This is a genomic window from Nocardioides sp. NPDC057772 (assembly GCF_042798075.1).
In the GTDB taxonomy this organism is placed as follows: Bacteria; Actinomycetota; Actinomycetes; order Propionibacteriales; family Nocardioidaceae; genus Nocardioides.
In genome coordinates this window covers 1-22,450 of sequence record NZ_JBHVKN010000073.1, presented here as the reverse complement: position 1 = coordinate 22,450, position 22,450 = coordinate 1, and the positions used below count along the sequence as shown (strand labels likewise).

Annotated in this window: 24 protein-coding genes and 1 tRNA gene; 11 read left to right on the top strand and 14 right to left on the bottom strand. The window is 67.1% G+C overall.

What is annotated here, in order from left to right; translation table 11 throughout:
• Positions 1-143: 143 nt before the first annotated feature.
• From ACFVJS_RS14180 to ACFVJS_RS14140, 9 genes are all read right to left on the bottom strand, one after another.
• Positions 144-551, bottom strand: coding sequence for a four-helix bundle copper-binding protein (locus tag ACFVJS_RS14180; protein ID WP_378881088.1), 408 nt, complete (start codon positions 549-551; stop codon positions 144-146).
• Positions 552-678: 127 nt separating this feature from the next.
• The gene (locus ACFVJS_RS14175) at positions 679-1,530 is read right to left on the bottom strand and encodes a F510_1955 family glycosylhydrolase (RefSeq protein ID WP_378881085.1); all 852 of its coding nucleotides are present in this window, start codon (positions 1,528-1,530) and stop codon (positions 679-681) included.
• Between the two features lie 68 nt (positions 1,531-1,598).
• Positions 1,599-1,796, bottom strand: coding sequence for a hypothetical protein (locus tag ACFVJS_RS14170; protein ID WP_378881082.1), 198 nt, complete (start codon positions 1,794-1,796; stop codon positions 1,599-1,601).
• Positions 1,797-2,152: 356 nt separating this feature from the next.
• Positions 2,153-3,277 (bottom strand): MFS transporter, encoded by a 1,125-nt coding sequence (locus ACFVJS_RS14165; protein WP_378881076.1) that lies wholly within the window; start codon positions 3,275-3,277, stop codon positions 2,153-2,155.
• Between the two features lie 690 nt (positions 3,278-3,967).
• Positions 3,968-4,354, bottom strand: coding sequence for an SMI1/KNR4 family protein (locus ACFVJS_RS14160; RefSeq protein WP_378881074.1), 387 nt, complete (start codon positions 4,352-4,354; stop codon positions 3,968-3,970).
• 147 nt (positions 4,355-4,501) lie between these two features.
• Entirely contained in the window at positions 4,502-4,954 is a 453-nt protein-coding gene (locus tag ACFVJS_RS14155) for a TIGR02391 family protein (RefSeq protein ID WP_378881091.1), read from the bottom strand.
• A gap of 368 nt (positions 4,955-5,322) precedes the next feature.
• Positions 5,323-6,285, bottom strand: coding sequence for a hypothetical protein (locus ACFVJS_RS14150; protein ID WP_378881071.1), 963 nt, complete (start codon positions 6,283-6,285; stop codon positions 5,323-5,325).
• A 162-nt stretch (positions 6,286-6,447) separates the two neighbouring features.
• Positions 6,448-7,236: a hypothetical protein gene (locus ACFVJS_RS14145; RefSeq protein ID WP_378881068.1), complete on the bottom strand. Its 789-nt coding sequence runs from the start codon at positions 7,234-7,236 to the stop codon at positions 6,448-6,450.
• A 6-nt stretch (positions 7,237-7,242) separates the two neighbouring features.
• Complete coding sequence (locus ACFVJS_RS14140; RefSeq protein ID WP_378881066.1) at positions 7,243-8,115, bottom strand: hypothetical protein; 873 nt, start codon at positions 8,113-8,115, stop codon at positions 7,243-7,245.
• 93 nt (positions 8,116-8,208) lie between these two features.
• Between ACFVJS_RS14140 and ACFVJS_RS14135 the strand changes: the two genes are divergently transcribed.
• The 8 genes from ACFVJS_RS14135 to ACFVJS_RS14100 are packed head-to-tail and all read left to right on the top strand — an operon-like array spanning position 8,209 to position 13,889.
• Positions 8,209-8,676 (top strand): plasmid replication, integration and excision activator, encoded by a 468-nt coding sequence (locus tag ACFVJS_RS14135; RefSeq protein ID WP_378881064.1) that lies wholly within the window; start codon positions 8,209-8,211, stop codon positions 8,674-8,676.
• Positions 8,676-9,008 (top strand): hypothetical protein, encoded by a 333-nt coding sequence (locus tag ACFVJS_RS14130; RefSeq protein WP_378881063.1) that lies wholly within the window; start codon positions 8,676-8,678, stop codon positions 9,006-9,008. Before ACFVJS_RS14135 ends, ACFVJS_RS14130 begins: the two co-directional genes overlap by 1 nt.
• Positions 9,005-10,309 carry an FtsK/SpoIIIE domain-containing protein gene (locus ACFVJS_RS14125; protein ID WP_378881061.1) on the top strand — a complete coding sequence of 435 codons (1,305 nt, stop codon included), beginning with the start codon at positions 9,005-9,007 and terminating at the stop codon, positions 10,307-10,309. The genes ACFVJS_RS14130 and ACFVJS_RS14125 overlap by 4 nt, the downstream gene beginning before the upstream one ends.
• On the top strand, positions 10,306-10,674 hold the full coding sequence (locus ACFVJS_RS14120; protein ID WP_378881058.1) for a hypothetical protein: 369 nt from the start codon (positions 10,306-10,308) through the stop codon (positions 10,672-10,674). The genes ACFVJS_RS14125 and ACFVJS_RS14120 overlap by 4 nt, the downstream gene beginning before the upstream one ends.
• Positions 10,671-10,868: a hypothetical protein gene (locus ACFVJS_RS14115; RefSeq protein ID WP_378881055.1), complete on the top strand. Its 198-nt coding sequence runs from the start codon at positions 10,671-10,673 to the stop codon at positions 10,866-10,868. Before ACFVJS_RS14120 ends, ACFVJS_RS14115 begins: the two co-directional genes overlap by 4 nt.
• Positions 10,865-12,466: a replication initiator gene (locus tag ACFVJS_RS14110; protein WP_378881053.1), complete on the top strand. Its 1,602-nt coding sequence runs from the start codon at positions 10,865-10,867 to the stop codon at positions 12,464-12,466. Before ACFVJS_RS14115 ends, ACFVJS_RS14110 begins: the two co-directional genes overlap by 4 nt.
• A gap of 14 nt (positions 12,467-12,480) precedes the next feature.
• A complete protein-coding gene (locus ACFVJS_RS14105; protein WP_378881050.1) occupies positions 12,481-12,684 on the top strand; it encodes a helix-turn-helix transcriptional regulator in 204 nt (67 codons plus the stop codon).
• Positions 12,681-13,889, top strand: coding sequence for a tyrosine-type recombinase/integrase (locus ACFVJS_RS14100; RefSeq protein ID WP_378881047.1), 1,209 nt, complete (start codon positions 12,681-12,683; stop codon positions 13,887-13,889). Before ACFVJS_RS14105 ends, ACFVJS_RS14100 begins: the two co-directional genes overlap by 4 nt.
• Before the next feature lie 102 nt (positions 13,890-13,991).
• Here the strand turns inward: ACFVJS_RS14100 and ACFVJS_RS14095 are convergent.
• The 4 genes from ACFVJS_RS14095 to ACFVJS_RS14080 all read right to left on the bottom strand — a co-directional run bounded on the left by ACFVJS_RS14095 (position 13,992) and on the right by ACFVJS_RS14080 (position 16,628).
• Positions 13,992-14,064, bottom strand: a tRNA-Lys gene (locus ACFVJS_RS14095).
• Positions 14,065-14,144: 80 nt separating this feature from the next.
• Positions 14,145-15,722, bottom strand: coding sequence for a phytoene desaturase family protein (locus ACFVJS_RS14090; protein ID WP_378881044.1), 1,578 nt, complete (start codon positions 15,720-15,722; stop codon positions 14,145-14,147).
• Positions 15,723-15,732: 10 nt separating this feature from the next.
• Positions 15,733-16,167 carry a MarR family winged helix-turn-helix transcriptional regulator gene (locus ACFVJS_RS14085; RefSeq protein ID WP_378881041.1) on the bottom strand — a complete coding sequence of 145 codons (435 nt, stop codon included), beginning with the start codon at positions 16,165-16,167 and terminating at the stop codon, positions 15,733-15,735.
• Positions 16,164-16,628, bottom strand: a complete 465-nt coding sequence (locus ACFVJS_RS14080; RefSeq protein ID WP_378881038.1) for a MarR family winged helix-turn-helix transcriptional regulator — start codon at positions 16,626-16,628, stop codon at positions 16,164-16,166. The genes ACFVJS_RS14085 and ACFVJS_RS14080 overlap by 4 nt, the downstream gene beginning before the upstream one ends.
• A 75-nt stretch (positions 16,629-16,703) precedes the next feature.
• On the opposite strand from ACFVJS_RS14080, the gene ACFVJS_RS14075 reads away from it, so the two are divergent.
• The 3 genes from ACFVJS_RS14075 (at position 16,704) to ACFVJS_RS14065 (ending at position 20,743) form a co-directional block, all read left to right on the top strand.
• Positions 16,704-17,084 (top strand): MmcQ/YjbR family DNA-binding protein, encoded by a 381-nt coding sequence (locus ACFVJS_RS14075; RefSeq protein WP_378881035.1) that lies wholly within the window; start codon positions 16,704-16,706, stop codon positions 17,082-17,084.
• Positions 17,085-17,298: 214 nt separating this feature from the next.
• A complete protein-coding gene (locus ACFVJS_RS14070; RefSeq protein WP_378881032.1) occupies positions 17,299-17,883 on the top strand; it encodes a hypothetical protein in 585 nt (194 codons plus the stop codon).
• Positions 17,884-18,016: 133 nt separating this feature from the next.
• A complete protein-coding gene (locus ACFVJS_RS14065) occupies positions 18,017-20,743 on the top strand; it encodes a BTAD domain-containing putative transcriptional regulator (RefSeq protein ID WP_378881029.1) in 2,727 nt (908 codons plus the stop codon).
• A gap of 16 nt (positions 20,744-20,759) precedes the next feature.
• Here the strand turns inward: ACFVJS_RS14065 and ACFVJS_RS14060 are convergent, their stop codons facing one another.
• A complete protein-coding gene (locus ACFVJS_RS14060) occupies positions 20,760-22,385 on the bottom strand; it encodes a long-chain fatty acid--CoA ligase (RefSeq protein ID WP_378881026.1) in 1,626 nt (541 codons plus the stop codon).
• Positions 22,386-22,450 lie beyond the last annotated feature (65 nt).

The window sequence follows — 22,450 nt, the reverse complement described above, 5'->3', positions numbered from 1 at the left end:
CGAACTCTCGTTGTGGGTTTCTAGGTTCCTGGTGGCGGTCAACGCGCTCCTGCGGCGTCGTCTGCGGTTGCCTGCCCTGGAAACCGCAGACGAGGAGGCTCGGACGAGTCCGCGTTCGGCTGTCCGTTCGTAGGTCCTTACGGTCAGCCCAGCTTCACGAGCAGGTCTCGGCAGGCTTGCTCGCAGACTCGGCACGCGTCGGCGCAGACGCGGCAGTGCTCGTGCATGTCGGCATGGCGAGCGCACTCGTCGCCGCAGGCCTTGCATGCGGTCGCACACGCCTCCAAGAAGGCCCGGGTGAGGTTGGCGTCGTAACCGGTGTGGCGCGACAGGATGTTGGCGGTCGCCGAGCACGCGTCGGCGCAGTCCAGGTTGGTGCGAATGCACGTGGCCAGATCCGCCACGCCGTCCTCGCTCAGGCAGGCATCGGCGCACGCGGTGCACGCCTGGCCGCATTCGACCAGCGACTGGATCGTCTTGGCGAGCTGGGCGGTATCGATGCCGCCCAGCTCCTTGGGGTAGGTCTTCAACAGTTCCACGACGGTGTGCACGGCACTCCCTCTCGTCGACGGTGCTCTTGCACGCGGGCCATCTGGCCTCACGCCCGAGAGGTACCCACCACGGGCCGTTGCATGAGGGATGCCCGCCGGTGCCGTGGTTCGACTGGTACCGCGGGGCCTACAGGACGCGCTCCCAGGTCTTGCCGTTGTCCCTCGAGCGGTACGCCTCCTCGGCCGTGGCGGCGTACCAGCCCTGCTCGGTGATCGTGAAGGCCGCCGGTGGGCCGCCGATGGAGCCGGCCTCCTGCCAGCCCTCGCCCACGTCGTCGCTGACCCGGACGACACCGTCCGGGCCGATGCCGACGAGATCGCCGTCGGCCGAGATGTCGACGTAGGCGGTGACCGGACCGCCGAGCTCCTGGGTCCGGCCGGTGGATGCATCGATGCTGATGAGCTGGCCCGTGCGGGTGGTGGCGTAGAGCTGCTCGGCCTTGTCGGTCGCGGCGACGCTGACGAGGTCGCCGGTGAGGACCTCCTCGAACTGCTTGCGGTCCTCGGTACGGAGCAGACGTCGGGTGGTGGAGTCGAATGCGTAGAGGAGTTCGCCGGCCGGCTCGAGGATGTGGAAGTCGGCTTCGCCCTGCAGTGCGAGCGGCGTCCAGGTCTCGCCGGCGTCGGTGGACTCGACGAGTCCCAGATGCGGCGGCAGGTCCTCGGTGAGGTCGGGGTGTCCGCTGCCGAGGAAGTGACCGGGACCGACGACGGCGAAGCCCATGGTGTCCTGCCACCGGTCGGCGACCCGCTCCGCTCCGCCCGCCTCGTCGACGCGGAAGAGACCGAAGTGGGTCGCGACGTAGAGGCTGTCGTCGGCCGGATCGACTCCGAGGCCGTGGATGTGGCCCACCATGTCAGCGTTCTCGCCGTGGCCGTCGGTGGCGGGTCGTTCGGGCCGCGGATCCGCGCCGCAGGCGGTGGAGAGAAGGGCCGCCGCCACGACGATCGTCAGGGCAACGAGGGAGGTTGGGTTCATGAGGTTGCTCCGGAATCGAGGGAGGTGTCAGGCAGGCGCCTGGCCTGCCCGACACACGTGGACGACCGTCAGGACTTCAGCAGTTCCTCCATCGTCTGGATCTCATCGGTCTCCTCGGTCTCGGCCATCTCGATCGCACCTTCGTGGTGCTCGATCATCATCGTGAAGAACATCTGCATCGACATCAGCCCGAACAGCGCGACCGGGACAGCAGCAAGCGCCAGGCGCGTTACGCGCGCCTGTGCCGTCGTCCGGAGCCCCTGCATGTCTGCGATCCTAGGCGCTCGGAAAACGAGAACTGCCGGTGAGTTCCTGGAATCGGGATCCTCTGGATCTCGCGGAATGGTCCCGACCCTGTGCATCGTTGACGTGACGGCGGTTACCGTGTTGACGCTGACGGGGCAATCAGGGTGACATCTCCGATGTGGAGCGCGACACCACGACGAGTGCCGTTGGTGCCGTGGCCTCGGGCATCGACTCGGGGTCACGGCCTGGTCCATGGTGACGTGCTCTCGTAGGTCAAATCGCACTCGTCCGCCGCACTGTGGCCACCTGCTCGACAACCGGGGATGACCGCGCGCCATCGCGCGGCCAGCACCCAGTCGGGACATACCGACAACGGCTACCTCTGGCGTTCGAGCACGGTGACCGTCGCGGCCACCCCGACGGCTGCTGCGGCGATCATGGCGGTACTCAGCCAGCCGAACCACTCCACCGTCGCGGCCCCGGCGGCAGTCCCGAGACTGCCGCCCACGAAGTAGACCAGCATGTAGGCACTGTTGAAGCGTGCCGGTGCCGATGGGTCGATCGCCAGCACCATGCTCTGGTTGGCCACCTGTGCTGCGAACAGCCCCGCATCGAAGATCGCCAAGCAGATCAGTGCGATGACCGTGTTCTCGAGGCTGAAGCTGATGGTGGCTGCGGCCGCGCCGGCCACGGCGAGGCCGACGAGGATCACCAGGCGGGGGCCGACACGGTCGGTGGCACGCCCGGCGGCCTGGGTGGCAAGGATGCCCGAGAGGCCCGCCAGTGAATACAGGCCGATGCGCTCGGCCGAGTAGGAGAACGGTGGCTCGGAGAGCGCGACGGCGATCCCGGCCCACACCACACAGAACGCGAAGAACCACAGTGAGCCCCGCAGGGACGCGAGGCGAAGCGTCCGATGACGTGCGAACAGACCGGGCAGGGAACGCAACGTGGCGAGGTAGCCCCGCTCCGCAGTGCCGCGGGTGTTCGGAAGAGCCAGCAAACAGCACACTGCGACGAGGCCGCAGGCAGCCGCGAACGTCAGCAGCATCCCGCGCCAGCCGATCTCGTCGGCAAGCCACCCTCCCACCGTCCGGCCGGCAAGGACCCCTGCAGAGATCCCGGCGGTCACCATTCCCAGCGCCGTCGCGCGCTGCCGAGGCGGAGCCAGCCGGCCCGTGACGGAGCTCAGGCCGGCCCCGACCGCCGAGCACGCCCCGGTCAGCCCGACCGCCGGCGCCAGCAGCGCCGCGTCGGGAACGACGGCGCTGACCACCAGTGCACACGCAAGCACCCCGAACTGAGCGGCCAGAACCCGTGCTGGGCTGAACCGGTCGACCAGCGGCACCAGCAGTCCGAGACCGAGCATGTAGCCGATCGGCCCGAACGCGAGCGCGATCCCGATCGCCGTGATCTGCGAGTCCAACGACTCCGCAACATCCGCGATCGCTGGTTGCATCGGGTAGATGGTCGCGGTGCCGAGAGCGGCGGCGACCGACATGAACAGGACGGCAGGAGTACGTAGTGAGGTAGGAGCAGGAGTCAGGGAAGCGGTATCTGCGGACACTCGACTGACCGTAAGCAAGCGCGAAGTGGGCTGCTGGCGGGAATGGGACCTCACCGTTTCTCGGCGCGGCGATGCCGAACAGCCGGAAATGCAAGAAACTCCCGACCGAAACTGCTGGTCAGGAGTCTTGTTTGGTACGCCATGTAGGACTTGAACCTACAACCCGCTGATATCGCCACGGGCCCACGTGCCTGAGCTTGTAAGCGTGGTGGGCTTAGCTCGAGGCTGTTCGTCGGTTGTGGTTGTTCGGCGATCATCCACTGCCACTGTGTCCGCGATTGTGTCCGCGTTCAGAGGAGACCCGATGAGTTCCATTGTCAGGTTAGACCGGCGGGAGACCATGCATCTGCTGCGCCTTCCCCAGGGGCGACTCCTGGTCCTCGTCGGCCGTCTGGCTCTCAAGCACGCTGGGACGGCAGGTGGCAGGGGTAAGCGCTACGTCTTCCCGAGAGTGGCCCCCTCGGCGGGGGTCTGGGGGCTTGCCCCCACGCTGCCCAACCTCACTGTGCTCGAGGTGTCGCGGGGAGTGTCCCTGCCGGCAGCAGCCCCTCCTCCCTCGTCATCAGCCCAATGAACTTGAGCGAGTTCGTAGCTGCGGCCGAGTCGCGGACTGGGAGGGGATGGTCAGGTTCGGTTCGTCCAGTTGCGCCAGAACTCGTAGGTGTCGTTGGCGAGGGGCTCGAGTTCCCCGTCGATGGGGTGCCAGAGACTGACCCCTTCTTCTCCGCTGGTGACGCAGAAGGGTTCGCCGGCGCCGTTGTCTCCGAAGGCGATGAGGGGTCCGGGTGGTGCCCAGGTCTCGGAGGCTTCGGTGATGACTCGGCTGAGCGGCCAGATGACGAACCATTGGCCGGCCTGGTCGTAGATGCCGTCGGTGGTCCGGTAGAGGGCTCGAAGGGTCGGCGGGAGACGTCGGTTGATGGCGGCTTCGGCACGGCGGATCGCGTCGTCGGTGGCGGCCTGGTGGAGGGTGACGAGGTCGACGGTTAGCAGCTGGTGCCAGCGGTTCACGCTGCGATGGTCGCATAGAGCGCTTGGTCTACGGACTGGGCGCTCTTCTTCATTTGCGCGGCACGTAGGGGGACCGGCCGCCAGGCCGCACGCCCCCGGAGGCCGCGCCCGCGGCCGGAGGCCGCCTTGAGTCAGTAGAGAAAGTTCTCACGAGTCTGGCGCCTTGCCGGGGCCTGGCTCGACCGTTGCGCGATCGACCCACCGCGCAAACAGACTCCATGCTGCGAGCGTTTCGAGCGCCTCCCGTTCGCTCATGTCGGCGGGACCTATGTGATTGAGAGGGTTCCGGACACCCATGAAGAGTCCTTGGCCAAGCCCAATCGCCCCCACGTGCCGGTCCTTGAATAGGTTTGGGTTCGAATGGTCGCAAAGTCGGAGTCGCGCACACCCTGGCTCAGGTGCAGCGGTGCCAAATGCTTCCGCGACAAGCTTGTGCTCGCCGATGTCAACCCGGTCGACCTTGTGTTGCAGTTGGGTGTTGACATTTATTGCGGCTGCCCAGACCGCGGCGCCATGGTTGCCGCTCTCCCAGTGGGCCCGAGCAGGTTTCCAGACCCATGGGTGGAATGTCGTGGCTGCAAGAGCCGGTCCCTGAGACATGAGACCAAGGCGCTCGCGGACCTGTATTCCCTCTTCGAGCTCAAATATGAGTTGGCGTACGCCGACTTCATCAGGACGCCAACGAAAGGGACGCCCATTGTCCTCCCAGATCGCCTCTGCAACGAGACTAATCCGATGGTGAATCCGAGACCTCTCCTCTTTTGATCCGGAGAACCTCGTCTTGGGGTCACGAGGAGTGCGTTCGTCTTCCGGAATATGAACTCTCTCATGAAGGAGCAACCATTGTCGGCATTGCTCGAGCGCCCAATCTACGTCTAGAGTCATTTCTCAGGCTCCTCCATTAGATATCCAGATTGGCCGTCGGGATCAGATCTCGTCAGGTGGTGGTAGAAAGCGGCCACCTTCGGCTACTTGCCGGGCACAGTGACGGATGCTCGATCTGATGGCTCCTCGTTACGCAGGCCGAGGATTTCGCCGAGCAGGACATATGTTGTGAGGAAGAGATGCTCCGCTTCCTGCAGAGACACGTCGGAATGCACACCTGCCGAGACTCGCGCATACACATCTCCAAGTGAGCGCTTGAGTCTCCCAGCGCGAGAGTCACTCACTGAGTGATCATCGACATAGGCCTTGGCTCGATTGAGGCGCTGTTCGGGTCCTAGTTTGATCTCCTGGCCCTGCCCATTAGTTCGGACCTCGGTTGTAGGTGGAAAGACGGCGTCAGCGAAGGAGTCGATCAAGCGTCGAACATTGAGCATGGCTCCTGCGATGGACTCAGGATCTCCCAGGCGAAGATTAGACTGTGCGGCATCGATCTTCCGCAAGGTCTCGACCTCGAGCCCTTCGAGGAGTGAGTCGATGTTGGACTTTGCGCGCTCAAACAACTGCTCCTGACTCTGGGTGAACTTCAGTGCGTGATATTGCCGAGACGCAAAGTCGTGGACGAACATCGAAATGCTGGACAGCATGCCCTGTAGCCGGATGACCCGATTGCGTACGTTCGCAATGTGATCGCGAACGTCTTTCATGGTTCGCCACGCGCTATCCCCCGACACGTTGGGGAGATTCATGTTTGCCAGCTCATTTTCGAGTGTGCGAGCCATGGCGGCAATCTGGAGCGCACCAGCATAGACAGGGTTTTTCTCGTCGCCGCCACGTCGTGTGGCCACCCAGTAATAGGTTCCCTTATCGTCTGTGTTGTAACCGAATCGCTCTTTGTAAAGCCAGTCGCTGACTTTCTCGTCGCCCACAAGGCGCGCAAGACGCGACGCTTTGAGAACTTGTTTGTCAATCGGAAGTTGATCGAGTTCGATCTCAGCAAGGAGCTCGTCAGCTATGGCTAGGGCGTGCGCACGCTGCTCTGGATTCACAGGTCAAGGCTGGGTTTGCTGCTAGCCGGCCGCCACGCCAACGCAGTTGGGATCCCCCAATTGGGGTAAGAGCGGCGAGACTTCGAGGCGATTGGCACTTGGGCATGCTGGCTGACACGCATCCGGATGTCGAGCACGCGGTCGACGTGCCTAATCGTCCCGTCACAGGTTCACGGCAACCAGCGTCTTGTCGTCATGGCGCTTCGCGCGGGGGAGTTGCTGCCCTCGCCCGTCTGTGGACTCCCATTCCTGACAGCGTCGGAGAAGTGCAGCGAGGTCGTTGGAGCCCGAGGACGCGACTGTCGGCCAGTCGTCTAGGCCGAGGTGTTCCATCGGTTTGTACGCTCCGTCTGTTGCGAGCACACACCACGGAGCCTCGTCGGGCGATAGATGACGGGTGAGCGCGTGCTCTGCGGCGGCAGGGTCTGTCTCCGCAATCCAGTAGCCTCCAGTCCGGTTACGGTGCTGCAACTGCTGTGTCTGGAGGTCGGCAAGGATCCGCCGGTGCTCGTCGTCGTAGCCATGCCCACTCACCAGGCGGGTTCGGTAAGCAGTTCGCTCGGTGCTGGCGAGGGGCCCGAGTCGATCGTCGCGGATGATCTCTCCCGGAATCGCAACCTGGCTGTCTCCCAACACCAACACATCGACTGAGGCATTCCGTCGCTTGCGGACAATGGCAACAGTGCTCGACGGCGCACGTCCTCCCGGTGTCAGGTCAAGTGCGTTCGCTGTCGTCTTGATCGCGTCTGCCAGGAGGGCGGTAAGCGGCTCGTCGCTTCCGTCGACGAGGCCGGCCATCATTGAGCCGAGGTGATCCGCGTAGGTTGATGCGGGCACGTCGCGAGCTGCGAACGCTGACGCCCCGTCGAGGACGATGACGGCGTTTGACGTGATGAAGACGCGGTCATCCCCGGCAGGTGGCTCGGGGTGCTGAGCAATCGAAACATGCATAGCCGGCTACCAGATGAACGGACCAGCAAGGAGGCTGCTGCCGGTGACCTCGACGTTCGCAAGGTCGTAGTCGCATCGGATGACACACGAGAACTCTTGATCCTCGGTCTTCGCATAGAGGTCGCCAAGATGGTTGGTCAGGTAGTGGACCGCGCCGAGTGATCCCATCGTGTGGATGCCTGCGATGTGCACGACAGTGCGGCTTCCGATCCGGTGGCGGGCGAGGTACGCGATGTCCGAGTTGGTCGGCTGGTCATCATCGCTGGGGGAGCCGTGGCGCACGCCTCCGGACTCCTCGATGTACCAGCGGTTATCGGGGACGACGAATGCAAGGCGTGGATCGTCGGCCAGGTAGGTGGAGGCGATCGGGGACGAGATCGGTCCACAGATCAGAACGACGTCGCCTTCGGGTAGTGCCTCGGTCTCAGGTCCAACCTGGAAGGTGGAGACGGTGAAGCCGAGATCGGCCAGGAGCTTGCCGGTTAGGTCGCCAGACTTCGCGTCCTCGGCAGCGATCAGTGGCCGCTCCCGGTCGGTTGTCTGCCATCGCCACGGGACACCCACGGCGACGGGACCAACGCCGAAGAAGCCCCGCTCAGCGCTGGGGGCACTTCCCCGGATCTGAGTGATTCTGCCCTTGGTGATCCCAAGGGCGCTTGCGATCTCGGTGTACGTCATCTCGCGCTCGCGGTGCGCTTCCTCGATCGCTGCCTTCCGAAGGCGCGCAAGCTCTGTCGAGCGCTGCTGGTAGAGCGTCAGGAGCTCGGTCGCGCGGCGCCCGCGACGCAGGGGGTCGGGGTCTCGTCGTACGGCTTCGAACTCGTCTGAATCTGACTCTGGCACGCCGTTGAGTTTAGACCCCTTGACTCCGTCGAACACATCCCGTACTTTCATGTTTAGCCCCCTAAACCGAACGGGGGATCTTCTTGGGCCTGACTGTTTAGCCCTATAAACACCGAAGGAATCAGAGCAATGGCGATGAAGCAGCGTTTCGCAGTCCAGCACGGCGACGTGTTCCCGAACGGCGCGTTCCTCAAGGGCGAGGTCGAGCCGGTCCTCGACTTCCAGGCCGGCAAGCGGGCCGATGGGTCGATGCCCCAGCAGCTCGACAAGGAGACGGGCCTGCCGCTGTGGCAGGTCATCGTTCTCGACGCCGACGACGCGGCCGGCAAGAAGGACACCGCGATCACGATCAAGTTCCTGGCCAAGCACCAGCCGGTCCCGCCGGCCAACGACACCCCGTTCCCGTGGACCCCGGTGGAGTTCGTGGGCCTGACCGCTCTGCCGTACGTGGAGTACACGGGCGGAAAGAACCGTGAGGGTCAGGACCGGACCCGGATCACCTGGTCCTACCGGGCCACCGAGATGGTCAAGCCCGGCGACAACGCCGCGCGTAAGCCGGCTGCCGGCGGTGCCACCGCGTCAAAGGCGGCGGCGTGATGTTCGGCCGAGAGATCGAGTGGCTGGGGGCCGTGATGCTGCGGATCCCTCAGCTCAACGTCGCCTCGCCGGCGGTGGTCTCCCTCGAGGTCCATGAAGGCGGGGTCCGCCTCGACGGGGTCAAGCTCCTCGCTGACATCCGCGTCACGATGAGGACCGCAGCTGAGGCCAGGACCTTGGCGGAGTCCCTCGGCTTGGTCGCGTTCTACCGGGGTGAGATCGTCGACGACGAGATCTTCAGCCTGTGGCAGGGCCTGGTCCCGGTCGAGGGCGAGACCATGCCGCTGGGTGTCGAGGTCGCCGCGTACGAGTCGGCGGGGGTGGCCTCATGAGCGAGTCCCTGATGCTGGGTCTGGCCGGGATGGTGACTGCTATCGCTATCGCGATGGTGGTTGTCTTCCCGGCCGCCCGCCGGGCCGCCCTCCTCGTGGCCCGGTTCGCCGGCTCCCTACTGCGCCAGGCGTGGTGGTGGCTGCGGTTCCGCTTCACCTGGAAGGGCGTCGCCCGTGAGGCCGGACTGTCCAAGCGCCGTACGAAGCGGGTCAAGCGGCTGGGTGTGGGCGAGGAGTCGATCGAGAAGTGGAGGGACCCTCGCCTCAAGAGGGTGAAGACCTCGGCACACTCGGTGACCCTCAAGGTCAAGACGCGTCGCGGTCAGGCTCTGGGCGCCCTCGAGGGCTTCGCCCCGGAGTTGGCTGCCACCTATTCGGCCGATGCGTACCGGGTCTACCCGGCCAAGCGTCGCGCCGGCTCCACGGTGATGTTCGAGCTGGTGATGCGGGACCTGATCAAGACCCCCGCAGTCGCCGGCATGCCGGAACCTCGGATGCAGACCGAATCCGTACTCCTCGGCCGGCGCCAGTCGGGCAAGCCGTTCCGGCTCCAGGTCGAGCAGCGCCACACCCTGGTCGTGGGTGCCTCCGGTGCCGGCAAGGGCTCGTTCCTGTGGGGCATGGTCGGCTCCCTCGCGCCGGCGATCGCGGTGGATGCGGTCCGCGCGTATGGGATCGATCTCAAGGGCGGGATGGAGCTGACCATGGGTGCTCCGGTGTTCACGAAGATCGCGGTTCAGGGTGAGCAGGCGGTGGAGATGCTGCGGGAGTTCGTGGCGATCGCTGACCAGCGCACCGAGCAGCTGCGCGGCTACTCCCGCAACCACAAGCCCGGCCCGGGGGACCCGCTCTACCTGCTCGTGATCGATGAGCTGGCCTCCCTGACCGCGTACGCGGACCCGGAGATCCGCAAGGAGGCCGAGCGGCTGTTGAAGCGGCTGCTCTCCATCGGCCGTGCCGTGGGTGTCGTGGTGGTGGCGTTCGTCCAGGACCCGCGCAAGGAGGTCATCGACATGCGCGGCCTGTTTACCCAGACCATCGCTCTGCGGCTGCGCTCGGCCATGGAAACCAACATGGTCCTCGGTGACGGCATGGCGCCCTTCGCGCCGGCACACCGGATCTTGAAGGCCGCTCAGGGCACCGCGTGGATCATCGACGAGGACGGCTCTACCGACCGTGTTCGGGCCGACTACTGGTCCGATGACCTGATCCGCCGGGTGGCGTCGCTCTACCCGGCCGATCCGGCCGCTGCACCGGGTGCGATCGCTCCTGAGCCTCCCGCGCTGGGTGGTGCAGCATGAGTACGCCGGCCTGGATGAACGATGCTGCCTGTGCTGCTCCGGAGGCTCGGGGTCTGCCCTGGACTACCGACGCCGGTGAGCTGCCGGAGGTCGTGGTCGACCTGATGCGGTCCACATGCGACGACTGCGTCGTCCGTTCCGCCTGCAACTCCTATGTCATCGCAGAAGGTGTTTCTGGTGGCATGTGGGCCGGTATCGACCGCGACATCCACCGCCGGCCGACCCCGGCCAGTCCCAAGTCGAAGCCGGAGCCGACCCCGGAGTCGCTGCCTCGTGCGATGCCCATCTACGGCCGCGACGGCGAGCTCGTCGACCACCAGCTCGTGCTGTTCCCCTGGACCAACGGCCTGGGTGGTGCGGCATGAAGACGATCGCCGGCGACCGCATCCTCGTCGAGGAAGGCCAACTCCTGGGCTCATGGACTGCGGGCTGTGAAGGCTGTGGCTGGATCTTCGGTGCCCTCAGCGGCCGCCCCGGCTACTACGGCCGCACCGAGGTCGCAGCCGCCGCCCGCCTGCACGCTAGCGAGTGCATCGGTGACCAAGGGGCTCTGTGGTGACCTCGACGACCGCTGATGCTCCGGCCATCCACAGTGACGCATCCTCCTCCGGCTCTGGGTTTCCGGGGTTCGGGGAGGATGCGCCGCTGGATCTGTCCGGCCTCACCCCCGCCGGCTTCCAAGCCGTCACCTCTCGGCTGCTCGACAAGACCTTCGACGCGTTCGCTGAGACGGCGGCCGCGGTGAAGAACTGCGCCCACCCGATCAGGCTGACCGGCCGATCGCGAACCTTTGAACGCTCCGAGGTCTCCGAGCTGCGCGCTGCGCTCTACAAGACCTACGGACCCGGCCAGGTCACCCTAGGGGAGCCGGTGGGGTCGTTCTCGTCTGATGAGGCACCGCTGGGTGTGCTCTACCGGCCTTGCGGCAACCGACGAGCTGAGGTGTGCCCGTCCTGCTCGAGGACGTATGCCCGGGACACGTTCGCGATGATCGACGCCGGCCTCTCCGGTGGCAAGACAGTCTCCGCCACCGTGGCAGACAACCCGCTGCTCTTTGCCACCCTGACCGCGCCCTCCTTCGGGACCCACGTCCACCGCCACGATAAGGCCGGCAAACGCTGCCGCCCCCGCGCCCGTGACAAAGGGTCCCGCTGTCCCCACGGCCGGCCGATCTCGTGTCACAAGGTCCACTCCGCCACCGATGCCGTCGTTGGTGCGCCGTTCTGTCCCGACTGTCACGACTGGACCACCGCGATCGTGTGGCAGTGGTGGGCCCCTGAGCTGTGGCGACGTACGACGATCGAGCTGAAACGAGCCCTGGCCAAGAAGCTCGACGTTCCCGAATCCCGGCTGGGCAAGGTGGCGTCGGTCCAGTTCGTAAAGGTCGCCGAGTACCAGACCCGGGGCCTGGTCCACTTCCATGCCCTGCTCCGCCTCGACGGCAACGACGGGCCAGGTTCGCCGGCTCCCTTGGATGGGATCGACATTGCCCAGCTCCTGGCCGAGACCATCGGCAAGGTCACCTTCGAAGCGCCCCCGGTCGACCACACCGGCGTCACCCGCGTCCTCTCCTGGGGCAGCCAGGTCGATATCCGGGTCGTGCGCGACGGTGACCGCACCGATGACCCTGATGCTGCGCTGACCCCGGGGCAGGTGGCCGGCTATCTGGCCAAGTACGCCAGCAAGGACGTCTCTTCGATTCGCCTCGAGGACACCATCCGCCCTCACCTGGCACGGCTGACGTCGACCTGTCACGACATTTTCGAGACCTCCGATGCGCTCTACGGCGGCCAGGACAACCCATATGAGCTGATCAAGAAGTGGGCGCACATGCTTGGGTTCCGCGGCCACTTCTCCACCAAGTCCCGTCGGTACTCGATCACCCTGGGCCGGCTCCGTCGCGCCCGTGCCCGCTATCAGCAGCTGGTCACCGATGCACGTCGCAACGGTGAGTCCCTCGAGGCGATCTCAACCGCCGATCTGGAAGCCCGGCTCCTGGCCGACGACGAGGAAGAAACCACCCTCGTCATCGGTGAATGGGCCTACCAAGGCTCCGGATGGACCAACGCCGGCGACGAGGCACTTGCCCTCGCAGCTGCTGCACGCGCCCGCGAATACGACCAGTGGAAAGCCCAGACGAAGAACACCAACCGATGAGAGGACGAAGTGGGATGAGTGAGATCAAGAAGCCCACCGATCGACTGTGGTCGGTGCAGGACGTGAGCGAGTACCTCGGGATGCCCGTCCACACCATCTACGCATGGCGATCGGCCGGCTATGGGCCTCCGGGGCGACGGATGGGGAAGCGGCTGCGCTACCGGCCCGAAGATGTCCGCGCCTGGGTGGAGTCTCTCCCGACTGAGGTGGTCGCATGAGTGAGCCACTCAAGCTGGGGGAGCACGGCAAGGTTGCCACATTCCGTGAGCGTGGCAAGCCCTATGCCCGGGTCAAGGTCCGACTGTGGTCCGGGACGATCCGGCCGGTGAAGCGCTCGGGCAAGACGTACGCTGATGCGACCCGCCGAGTGCTCGATGCCGTCCGCGATCTCCTCGAGCAAGGCGGCGGCCCGACCGGGTTAACCAAGGCGTCGACGTTCCGGCAGGCCCACGCCTCTTGGCTCGCCTCGTTCACACAGCTGGTCGAGAAGGGCAAGCGGGCCGAGTCCTCCCTGGCGCTCTACACCACAGAGAGTGAACGGGTCGTGCTGCCGGCTATCGGCGACCTGCGCCTGGGAGAGATCACCACACCCGTGGTGGAACGGTTCATTCAAGGTGTGGTTGCTGACAAGGGACCGTCGACGGCGAAGGTCTGCAAGTCGGTGGTCTCCAACACCTGCTCCCATGCGGTACGTCAGGGCGGGATGACGTCCAACCCGGTGCACGATCTGACGCCGATCGAGGCCACGAAGAAGCGGAAGGCCAAGGCGCTGCGCGGTAAGGAGATCAAGGCGTGGCTGGATGCGATCGACGCCAGCGACCTCGGCCGGCGCAAGGATTACCCCGAGCTTGCCCGCTTCATGCTGGCGACAGGCGTACGTATCGGCGAAGCGCTCGCGGTCACCTGGGCCGACCTCGACCTGGCGGCCGGGACGGTCAAGATCGAACACACGGCATACCGGGTGACGGGTAAGGGCGTGGTGCTGCGCAAGGTGAAGTCAGCGACGTCGGATCGGGCGCTGCTGCTCCCGTCCTGGTGTGTCTCCATGCTCAAGGAACGTCGCAAGAAGATGCGTGCTTTCGACGGGCCAGTCTTTCCGGATGCCAAGGGCGGTTTCCGCGATCGCAACAACGTCCAGCGCGATATCCGCAGCATCCGAAAGGGCACAGACTTCGAGTGGCTGACGACCCACACCTACCGCAAGACGGTCGCCTCGACGCTCGATGAGGCTGGCATCAGTGGACGCCAGGTCGCCGACCAGCTCGGACACTCTCGGGTCTCGATGACACAAGACACCTACCTCGACCGCCGGCCGGTCAACGAGAACAACCTGCGTGCGCTCGAGGCGATCGACCCCGATGCGACAGGGCGTGACGAAGGTGACTCCGGCGAGGGCGAGAACACCGAGGAGGCGGGATCATGAACCGCATTCACTGTGTCCGCAACTCTGTCCGCACCGCTGGATTTGGCCCAGAAATGAAAGCAACCCCTAACCTGTCATCCCAGGTCAGGGGCCGATTTCCTGTACGCCATGTAGGACTTGAACCTACAACCCGCTGATTAAGAGTCAGCTGCTCTGCCAATTGAGCTAATGGCGCATGTCCTTCGCGCGTCAGGCGCGCTCGGCGACGAGAAGAACATTAGCAGCGGGCTCGGATGCGGCCCAAATCGAGGAGCGTCAGCGGAGCTCCAGGATCGCCTGGGCGGCGTTGTGGCCGCCGAGGCCTGAGACGGCGCCGCCGCGGCGGGCGCCGGAGCCGCACATCAGGACGCTGCCGACCTCGGTGGCGACGCCCCAGCGAGCGGCGGGGGTGGTCAGGTCGGCGGTGTCGGGCGCCCAGGGCCAGGCCAGGTCACCGTGGAAGATGTGGCCGCCGGGCATGGCCAGGTCGGCCTCGATCTCCTGGGGGATCTTGGCCTCGATGCACGGCTCACCATCCGCGGTGCGCGCGATGACGGAGGAGATCGGGTCGACCAGGTGCTTGTCGAGGGAGGCGATGGCGCGTTCGACCGCCTGGGCCTTGCGCTCCTCACGGGTCACCGGGTCCTCGAAGAGGGTCGCGGGGGCGTGCAGTCCGAAGTAGGTCAGCGTCTGCGTTCCGGGCGGTACGTCGCCGAGGATCGAGGGGTCGGTCAGCGAGTGGCAGTAGACCTCGCCAGGCATCTCGGTCGGCACCGAGCCGGCGGTGGCCTCGGCGTACGCCTTCTCGAGCTCCGAGTAGGACTCGCCGAGGTGCAGGGTGCCGGCGAAGGCGACCGTCGGGTCCTCGCCGGAGCGCAGCCGGGGGAGGCGCTCGAGGAGCATGTTGATCTTGAGCTGGGCGCCCACCGGCTTGATCGCGGGGGAAGGGGTGCGGCCGAGGAGGCCGTCGAGGACGTACGGAGCCAGGCCGGCGAGCACGAAGTCGGCGGCCACCGTGTGGGAGCCGGAGGAGTCGGTCCAGGTGACCTCGGCGCCCTCGCCTACGGCACCGCCGCGGATCGAGGTGACGGTCGCGCCGGTGAGGACGTCCGCCCCACCTGCGTACGCCGCCTTCGCGATCGCTCCGGTCACCGCGCCCATGCCGCCGACGGGAACGCGCCACTCGCCGGTGCCGTTGCCGATCAGGTGGTAGAGGAAGCAGCGGTTCTGGATCAGGCTCTCCTCGCCGAGGCTGGCGAAGGTGCCGATCAGGGCGTCGGTGGCGACCACGCCGCGGACCAGGTCGTTGGCGAAACGGTGCTCGATCGCCTCGCCCAGGGGCCGCTCGACGAGGTCGCGCCAGATCCGCGCGGCCACCTGCGAGCGGATCGCGGCAGCGGTCGGCAGCGGGGAGGTGAGGGTGGGGGCGAGGACCCGGGCGAGCTCGCCGACCTCCGCGTAGAACGACTGCCACGCGGCGTACTCCTCGTCCGACCCCGTCACCGCGCGGAAGCTCGCCGCGGTGGCCTCGCCCTCCGGCGTCTCCACGAGAAGGCCGGTGGCGCGGGACCCGTCGAGGAAGGGGGAGTACGACGCGGTCTGCCGCGACGCGAGCTCGATGTCGAGGCCGAGGTCGGTGCGGATCTGCTCGGGCAGCAGCGAGACCAGGTAGGAGTAGCGCGAGAGCCGGGTGGGGAAGCCGTCGAAGGCCTGCGCCGAGATCGCCGCGCCGCCGACATGGTCGAGCCGCTCCAGCACGAGGACGGAGAGGCCCGCCCGGCTCAGATAGGCGGCGGCGGTGAGGCCGTTGTGACCGCCGCCGGCCACCACTACGTCGTAGGTCTCCTGTGCCATGGCCTCGATACTAGGAGGCGGCGAGCGCGGCGTTCGCCCGTTCGGTGAGGGTGGCCAGGACGCGCGCGGTCGCGGCGAGATCCTCGGCCGGGATGTCGGCGAAGAACCTCCTGGTCAGCGGCTGGCTGCGCTCCGTGATCTCCTGCTGGAGCCGCTCGCCCTCCTCGGTGAGGGTGAGTCCGTCAGCGATCAGACCGCGGGCGATCGCGGCGTCGAGATGGGACTCGACCTCGGCCTCGGAGACCTTGATGTTGCCGGCGGTCGTCGCGACCAGGTCGGCGCGCGTCGCCTCGCCCCGGCTCAGGTAGGTGAGCAGGAGCGACTGCTCGAAGGTCAGGTCGTAGTCGGCGAGGACGTCGAGAAGGTTTCTCCGGATGGCGAAGTAGGCGACGCCCAGGTTGGCGCCGGTGACAGGGCCCGGAACAGGGGGAGTGGCGGTGGTCATGATCGTTCTCCAGGTGTGGGATCGGTGTCGATGGGTGCGCCGAGCATCGCCTCGAGCGCTGCCTGCGCCTCGGCGGCACCGCGGCTGTCGCGGCCGCCGAGTGGTGCGGTGAGCTGGTCGAGCAGCCGACCGGTCACCGCGATCGCCTCTCGCGTGACCGCGGTGCCCTCGGGCGTGATGGCGAGGCGTACGGCCCGGGTGTCCTTGGTGTCCCGGACGCGCTCGACCCAGCCCTTGGCCTCGAGCTGACGGGAGAGCTTGGAGACGTACATCGGCTCCAGGCCGGTGAGATCGGCCAGCTGCTTCTGGGTCGGGGCCTCCGAGGCGCGGAGGCCGTAGAGGGAGGCGATGAGCGAGTACTGCGCATGGGTCAGGCCCAGGGGCGCGAGCGCTCGGTCCATCGACACCCGCAGACGCATGGCGAGGCGCCACACGACGTATCCGATGGTCTGCTTCTTCATGCGAGAAACGGTACATGTTGATCATAAACATGTATAGCAATTAAGGATGTCGGTGCTCCCTGGCAGGATCGGAGCATGGCTGAGCGTCCAGAGGTTCCCGAGGCGATGGTGGCGCGGCTGAGGGAGATCCTCGCTGCGTTCCCGAAGTGCCTCGAGGACGACGCCTGGGTGGGGGTGCGCTGGCGGGTCGGCCAGGCGACGATCGCGCACGTCTTCGGCGGTGAGGACCAGCTCTTCCGGATCGTGTTCCGTGCCGAGCCTGACGAGGTGGTCGCCTTCGAGCACCTCGGCGCCCCTTATTTCAAGGCCGGCTGGGGCGGCAACGTGGTCGGGATGATCGTCGACGATGACACCGACTGGGACGAGGTCGCTGAGCTGCTGACCGACTCCTATTGCATCCAGGCTCCGGCGAAGCTGGCCGCTCTGGTCGAGCGTCCGGCCGTGGGGACCGAGTAGGGTCGAGCTTTCGCTGGTCACACCGCGGTTTCTTGTGGCGCCGGTGGTGCCGACCCTCGTCCACTGCGTCGTTTTCTGGAAATCGTCTCGCAAGAGTTGTGTCGCGATTGGGACTTAAGACCCTAGGCCGACTGCTTGGACTCGGGCATGTTGCCATGGTAAATCAAGGGGAACAATTTCCTTCCCACGGCAACAAATTTCATAAGGAGTGCGTGTGCGTCGTTTGGCCATGCTGATCCTCGGGGGAGCCGTCGCGGCGGCCGGGGTCGGCTGCGGTTCGGACAGTTCCGTCGACTACGGGTTGTACAGCAACAACCACGGTGAGAACCCGGCGATGGAGAAGAAGGTGATCACCGTCGACAGCACCGAGAGGATCCAGCAGAACCAGCAGCTGGGGCTGACGAGTGAGGGCACCATCAAGGGCGAGGCACCCGGAATCCTGTTGAGGGTGATCGTGCAGGACGTCTTCGAGACGTCGTTCACCGACGGCACCCAGACCCCTCCGGGGTCGCGTGTGATGGCCGTCGAGATCCAGGTCGTCAACGCCGGGTCGAGGGTCTTCAACGACAGCCCGGCGACCGGTACGACGGTCATCGATGCCTCGGGCAAGAAGTACAAGAGCCAGCCCAGCACGGTGACGGTTGACGGCGGCGAGGTGTTCCCCAACCCGTTCGGGTTGCAGCCGCGTGACCAGCGGACGGCCCTGGTGCCGTTCGTCGTTCCGGTCGGGGCCAACATCAAGCAGGTCGCGTTCCAGATCGACAAGGGTGGCGAGAGCGGCCTCTGGCGCGTTCCGTGACCCAGAAGTCCTAAATCTGCGCTCAGCACAAACCTCCAGGCAACCTTCTGGCGGCATTCGGCGTCACACATCTGTGTGGTGATGAGACGATGAAGCGTCTCGGACGTAATGCTGGTGGTCAACAGGAGGTGTGGTGCGGGTCCGGGTCCTGGGCGCCGTCGAGCTGATCTGTGACGACGGCACGGTGCAGAAGCTGTCGCGTACGCGGCGGACTCTGCTCGCACTGCTGGTGGCCGCGCGTGGGGCGCCGGTCTCCTCCGACCTGCTGGTCGACGAGCTGTGGAGAGGTTCACCCCCGGCGACGGGGGTGAACCTTCTTCACCAGCGCATCCGCGACCTGCGGCGTGCTCTCGGTGACGACCGCCGCTACCTCGAGCGCCGGGCCAACGGCTACGCGCTGGTCGGCGCCGACGTCGACCAGGTCCGCTTCGAGGAGCTGGTCGAGCGGGCCCGCGACGCCGCCGACGCTGGTGACCACGAACGGGCCAGCATGCTCTTCGATGCCGCGCTCGTGCTGTGGACCGGAGGTGCGTACGGCGGGGTCGGCGAGTCCCAGATGATCGCGACCGAGGCCGCCCGGCTCGATGAGCTGCGCCTGGTCGCCGTCGAGTCCCGCGCCGCCGCCGATCTGGCGTTGGGCCGGCCGGCGGCCGTGGTGAGCGGCCTCGGACCGGTCGTCCAGGACAACCCGCTCCGGGAGCGTCTGTGGCTGCTCCTGATGACGGCGCTGTGGCACTCCGGTCGCACCGCCGAGGCCCTGGACGCCTACCAGCGTCTCTTCCGTCTTCTCCGGAACGAGCTCGGCGTCGAGCCGTCCAAGGATGTACGCGACGTGCACCTGCGGATTCTCGAGGGAGACGATCCCGAGCCGGCGCCGTCGCGGACCCACGAGCAGATCGTGCCGCGCCAGCTGCCGCCGGTCGTCGCCGCGTTCGCCGGCCGGGAGCACCACCTGTCGATGCTCGACGAGCTGGTCGCGGAGGACGAGGGCCGGGCCGTCGTGATCTCGGCGATCGCCGGCACCGCGGGGATCGGCAAGACCACCTTGGCGCTCTACTGGGCCCACCGGAGCGCCCCGCGCTTCCCGGACGGACAGGTGTTCGTGAACCTGCGCGGCTTCGACCCCTGCGACGCGCTGGACCCGCTGGACGCGCTCGGGGTGGTGCTCGAGGCGTTCGGGGTCGAGCGGTCCCGCCAGCCCCAGGACATCGACGGCAGGGCCGGGCTGCTGCGCAGCAAGCTCGCCGGCAAGAAGGTGCTGCTCGTGCTCGACAACGCTCGCGACAGCGAGCAGGTCCGTAGCCTGGTCCCGGGCAGCCCGGGCTGCGTCACCCTCGTGACCAGCCGGAACAAGCTCTCCGGGCTGGTCGCGGAGGCCGGCGCGAGACCCATGGAGCTCGGACTGCTCGACGACGCGGAGGCCTACGAGCTGCTGGCGGGGCGCCTCGGCGAGGATCGTCTGCTGGCCGAGCCGGAAGCGGTGGAGCGGATCATCGAGCTGTGCGCCTCGCTGCCGCTGACGTTGTCGGTCGTGGCGGCCCGCGCGGCCACGCGTCCGGCCTATGCCCTCGCCGACCTGGCCGACGAGCTCGGCGAGTCGCGCCTGGACGGGTTCGGCGGCGGCCGCGGCGATCTCCGGGCGACCTTCTCGTGGTCGGTGCGGCACCTGACCGAGCCGGCCGCGCAGCTCTTCCGGCTGATCGGCCTGCACCCGGGACCGACGCTCAGCGTCCTCGCCGCGGCCAGCCTGGCCGGGATCTCGCGGGTGCGCGCGCGACGGCTGCTCGACGAGCTCACCGAGGCCAACTTGCTGACCGAGGTGTCACCTGGCCGGTTCGTCCTGCACGACCTGCTCCGTGAGTACGCCGCCGATCTCGCGACGTCCGAGCCGGACTCGCTGCGCGAGGAGGCCCAGCTGCGGATGATCGACCACTACGTGTTCAGCGCACGGTCGGTGCACAGCGCCTACGACCCCCACCAGAGCCACCTCGACGCCACCGAGCCGATGCGCGACGGGGTCGCCGTCGAGGTCGTCGGCGACAGCGGTGAGGCGCTGGCCTGGATCGCCAACCAGCTGCCGGTGATCTCGCGGGTGATCGACACCGCGGTCGCCAAGGGCCTCGCCCCCGAGCGAATCGTCCTGCTCGTCGGCGCCCTGGAGCGACTGCTCGATCTCCAGGGACGCTGGATCGAGCTCGCCGCGCTGGCCGAGGCCGCGCTCCCGGGGGTGCGCCGCAGCGTCGCGCAGGGCGCTGACCCGGCCGGGCTCGGCGTCATGCACCGCGCCGCCGGGGCGGCCTGTGGGCGTCTCGGCCGGGTCGAGGATGCGCTCGAGCATCTGGGTCGGGCGCTCGACCTGGCGATGGAGTCGGGCGACCTGGTGGCGGAGGGCAAGACCCTGCACCGGCTGGCGACCGTGGCCACGGCGTCCGGCGACCACGCCGGGGCGGCTGTGTACGCAGAGCGGGCGGCGGACGTCTTCGCGCGCGGGGGCGACCCCATCCGGGCGGCCTGGACGACCGGGCGGCTGGGCCTCTACGAGGCGCTCGACGGGTCCTACGAGTCCGGGCTGCGGCATTGCGAGGCCGCCCTCGCCGAGCTGCGCCGGGTGGCTCCCGGCTATCGCAGTGAGGGCAACGTCGTCGCCACCATCGGCTGGATCCACCAGCAGCTCGGCGCCGTCGACGAGGCGGCCGGGCACTTCGAGGAGGCCGTGACCAAGCTGCGCGCCGCGGGCGACCTGCCCGGCCTGGCCGACGCGCTCGGTCACCTGGCCGAGACCCGCGCGGCCCTGGGCAAGCACGAGGACGCCCGCTGCGCGAGGGTCGAGTGCGACGCGATCCTCGCGCAGCTGGGCTGAGCCGCGACGTCTCCTCCTAGGCCGTGGGCAGCTTGTAGTCGGCGTACTCCTCGCGCAGGGTCTTCTTGGAGAACTTCCCGACCGAGGTCTTGGGCACCTCGTCGATGAAGACCACGTCGTCGGGGACCTGCCACTTGCCGAGGTTGTCGGCGAGATAGCCGAGGAGCTCCTCCTTGGTCACCGACTCGCCGTCCTTGACCACCGCGAACGCCAGCGGCCGCTCGCCCCACTTCGGGTGCGGCACCGCGACGACGGCGGCCTCGGCGATGCTCGGGTGGCCCATGATGAGATTCTCGATCGCGACGGTCGAGATCCATTCGCCACCGGACTTCACCAGGTCCTTGGTGCGGTCGACGATGCGTACGTAGCCCAGCGGATCGATCGCCGCGATGTCCCCGGTGCGCAGCCAGCCGTCGGGGGAGAAGGAGCTCTCCGCGTCGACCTTGTAGTAGCCCGACGCGATCCACGGCCCACGGCACTCGAGCTCACCGGTCGTCGTGCCGTCCCACGGGAGCTCGTCGGTGGTGCCGGGCTCCACGATGCGGAGCTCGACGCCCACGGCGGGGATGCCTGGGGACGTACGGTAGTCGGCCTTCTCCTCCTCGGAGAGGTCGGCGATCTCGGCGCGCTCGTTGAACACGCTGCCCAGCGGCGACATCTCGGTCATGCCCCAAGCCTGCGTGATCGGCAGGCCGATCGCCTCGCGCCAGGCCTCCGAGAGCGACTTCGGCACCGCGGAGCCGCCGCAGACGACCACGCGCAGCGAGGAGAGGTCGGCGTCCTTCAGGAGCGGGACCATGCCCATCCAGATGGTGGGTACGCCGGCGGCGATCGTCACCTTCTCGGCCTCGAGGAGCTTGATGATGCCGGCGGGCGAGAGGTCGGGGCCGGGCAGGATCAGGTTGGCGCCGGCCAGCAGGGAGGAGTGGGCGAATCCCCAGCCGTTGGCGTGGAAGAAGGGCACGACCGGCAGCACCCGGTCACGGTCGTTGGTGCCGAAGAGGGTGCCGGCCAGGGAGGCCAGCGCGTGCAGGTACTGCGAGCGGTGGGTGTAGACGACGCCCTTCGGGTTGCCGGTGGTGCCGGAGGTGTAGCAGATCCCGGCGGCGGCGCGCTCGTCGGTGACCCGGCCGTCGATCACCGCCTCCTCGGCATCGGCCATCAGCTCTTCGTAGGAGACGACCCGCGGGTCGTCGGGGAGCGGCGTCGGCGCCCCGTCGTCCATCACCACGACGTGCTTGAGCGTGGTCAGCTGCGGGAGCAGCGGAGCCAGCAGACCGAGCAGCGACCGGTCGATGAAGACGGCCTCGTCCTCGGCGTGGTTGAAGGTGTAGACGAGCTGTTCGGGGAAGTAGCGGATGTTGCCGGTGTGCAGCACGCGGCCGGTGCAGGGCACGGAGTAGTAGAGCGCCAGGTGGCGCAGGGTGTTCCACGCGAAGCTCGCCACCCGGCCGTCCTCGGAGATGCCGAGGCGGTCGAGGACGCTGGCCTGCTTGCGTACCTCCACGGCCAGGTCCTTGAACGTGCTGCGTTCCAGACCGGTGGCGGTCTTGGTCACGATCTCCCGCGTCGGGAAGACGCGCTCGGCGCGCCGGATGATCGTGTCGATGGTCAGCGGTGCGTCCTGGATCAGTCCTTGCATGCTGCACATCGTGACCGAATGTGGCGCGGCTCACAACAGGTTCGCCGAGTCGGCCCGTCTTGACG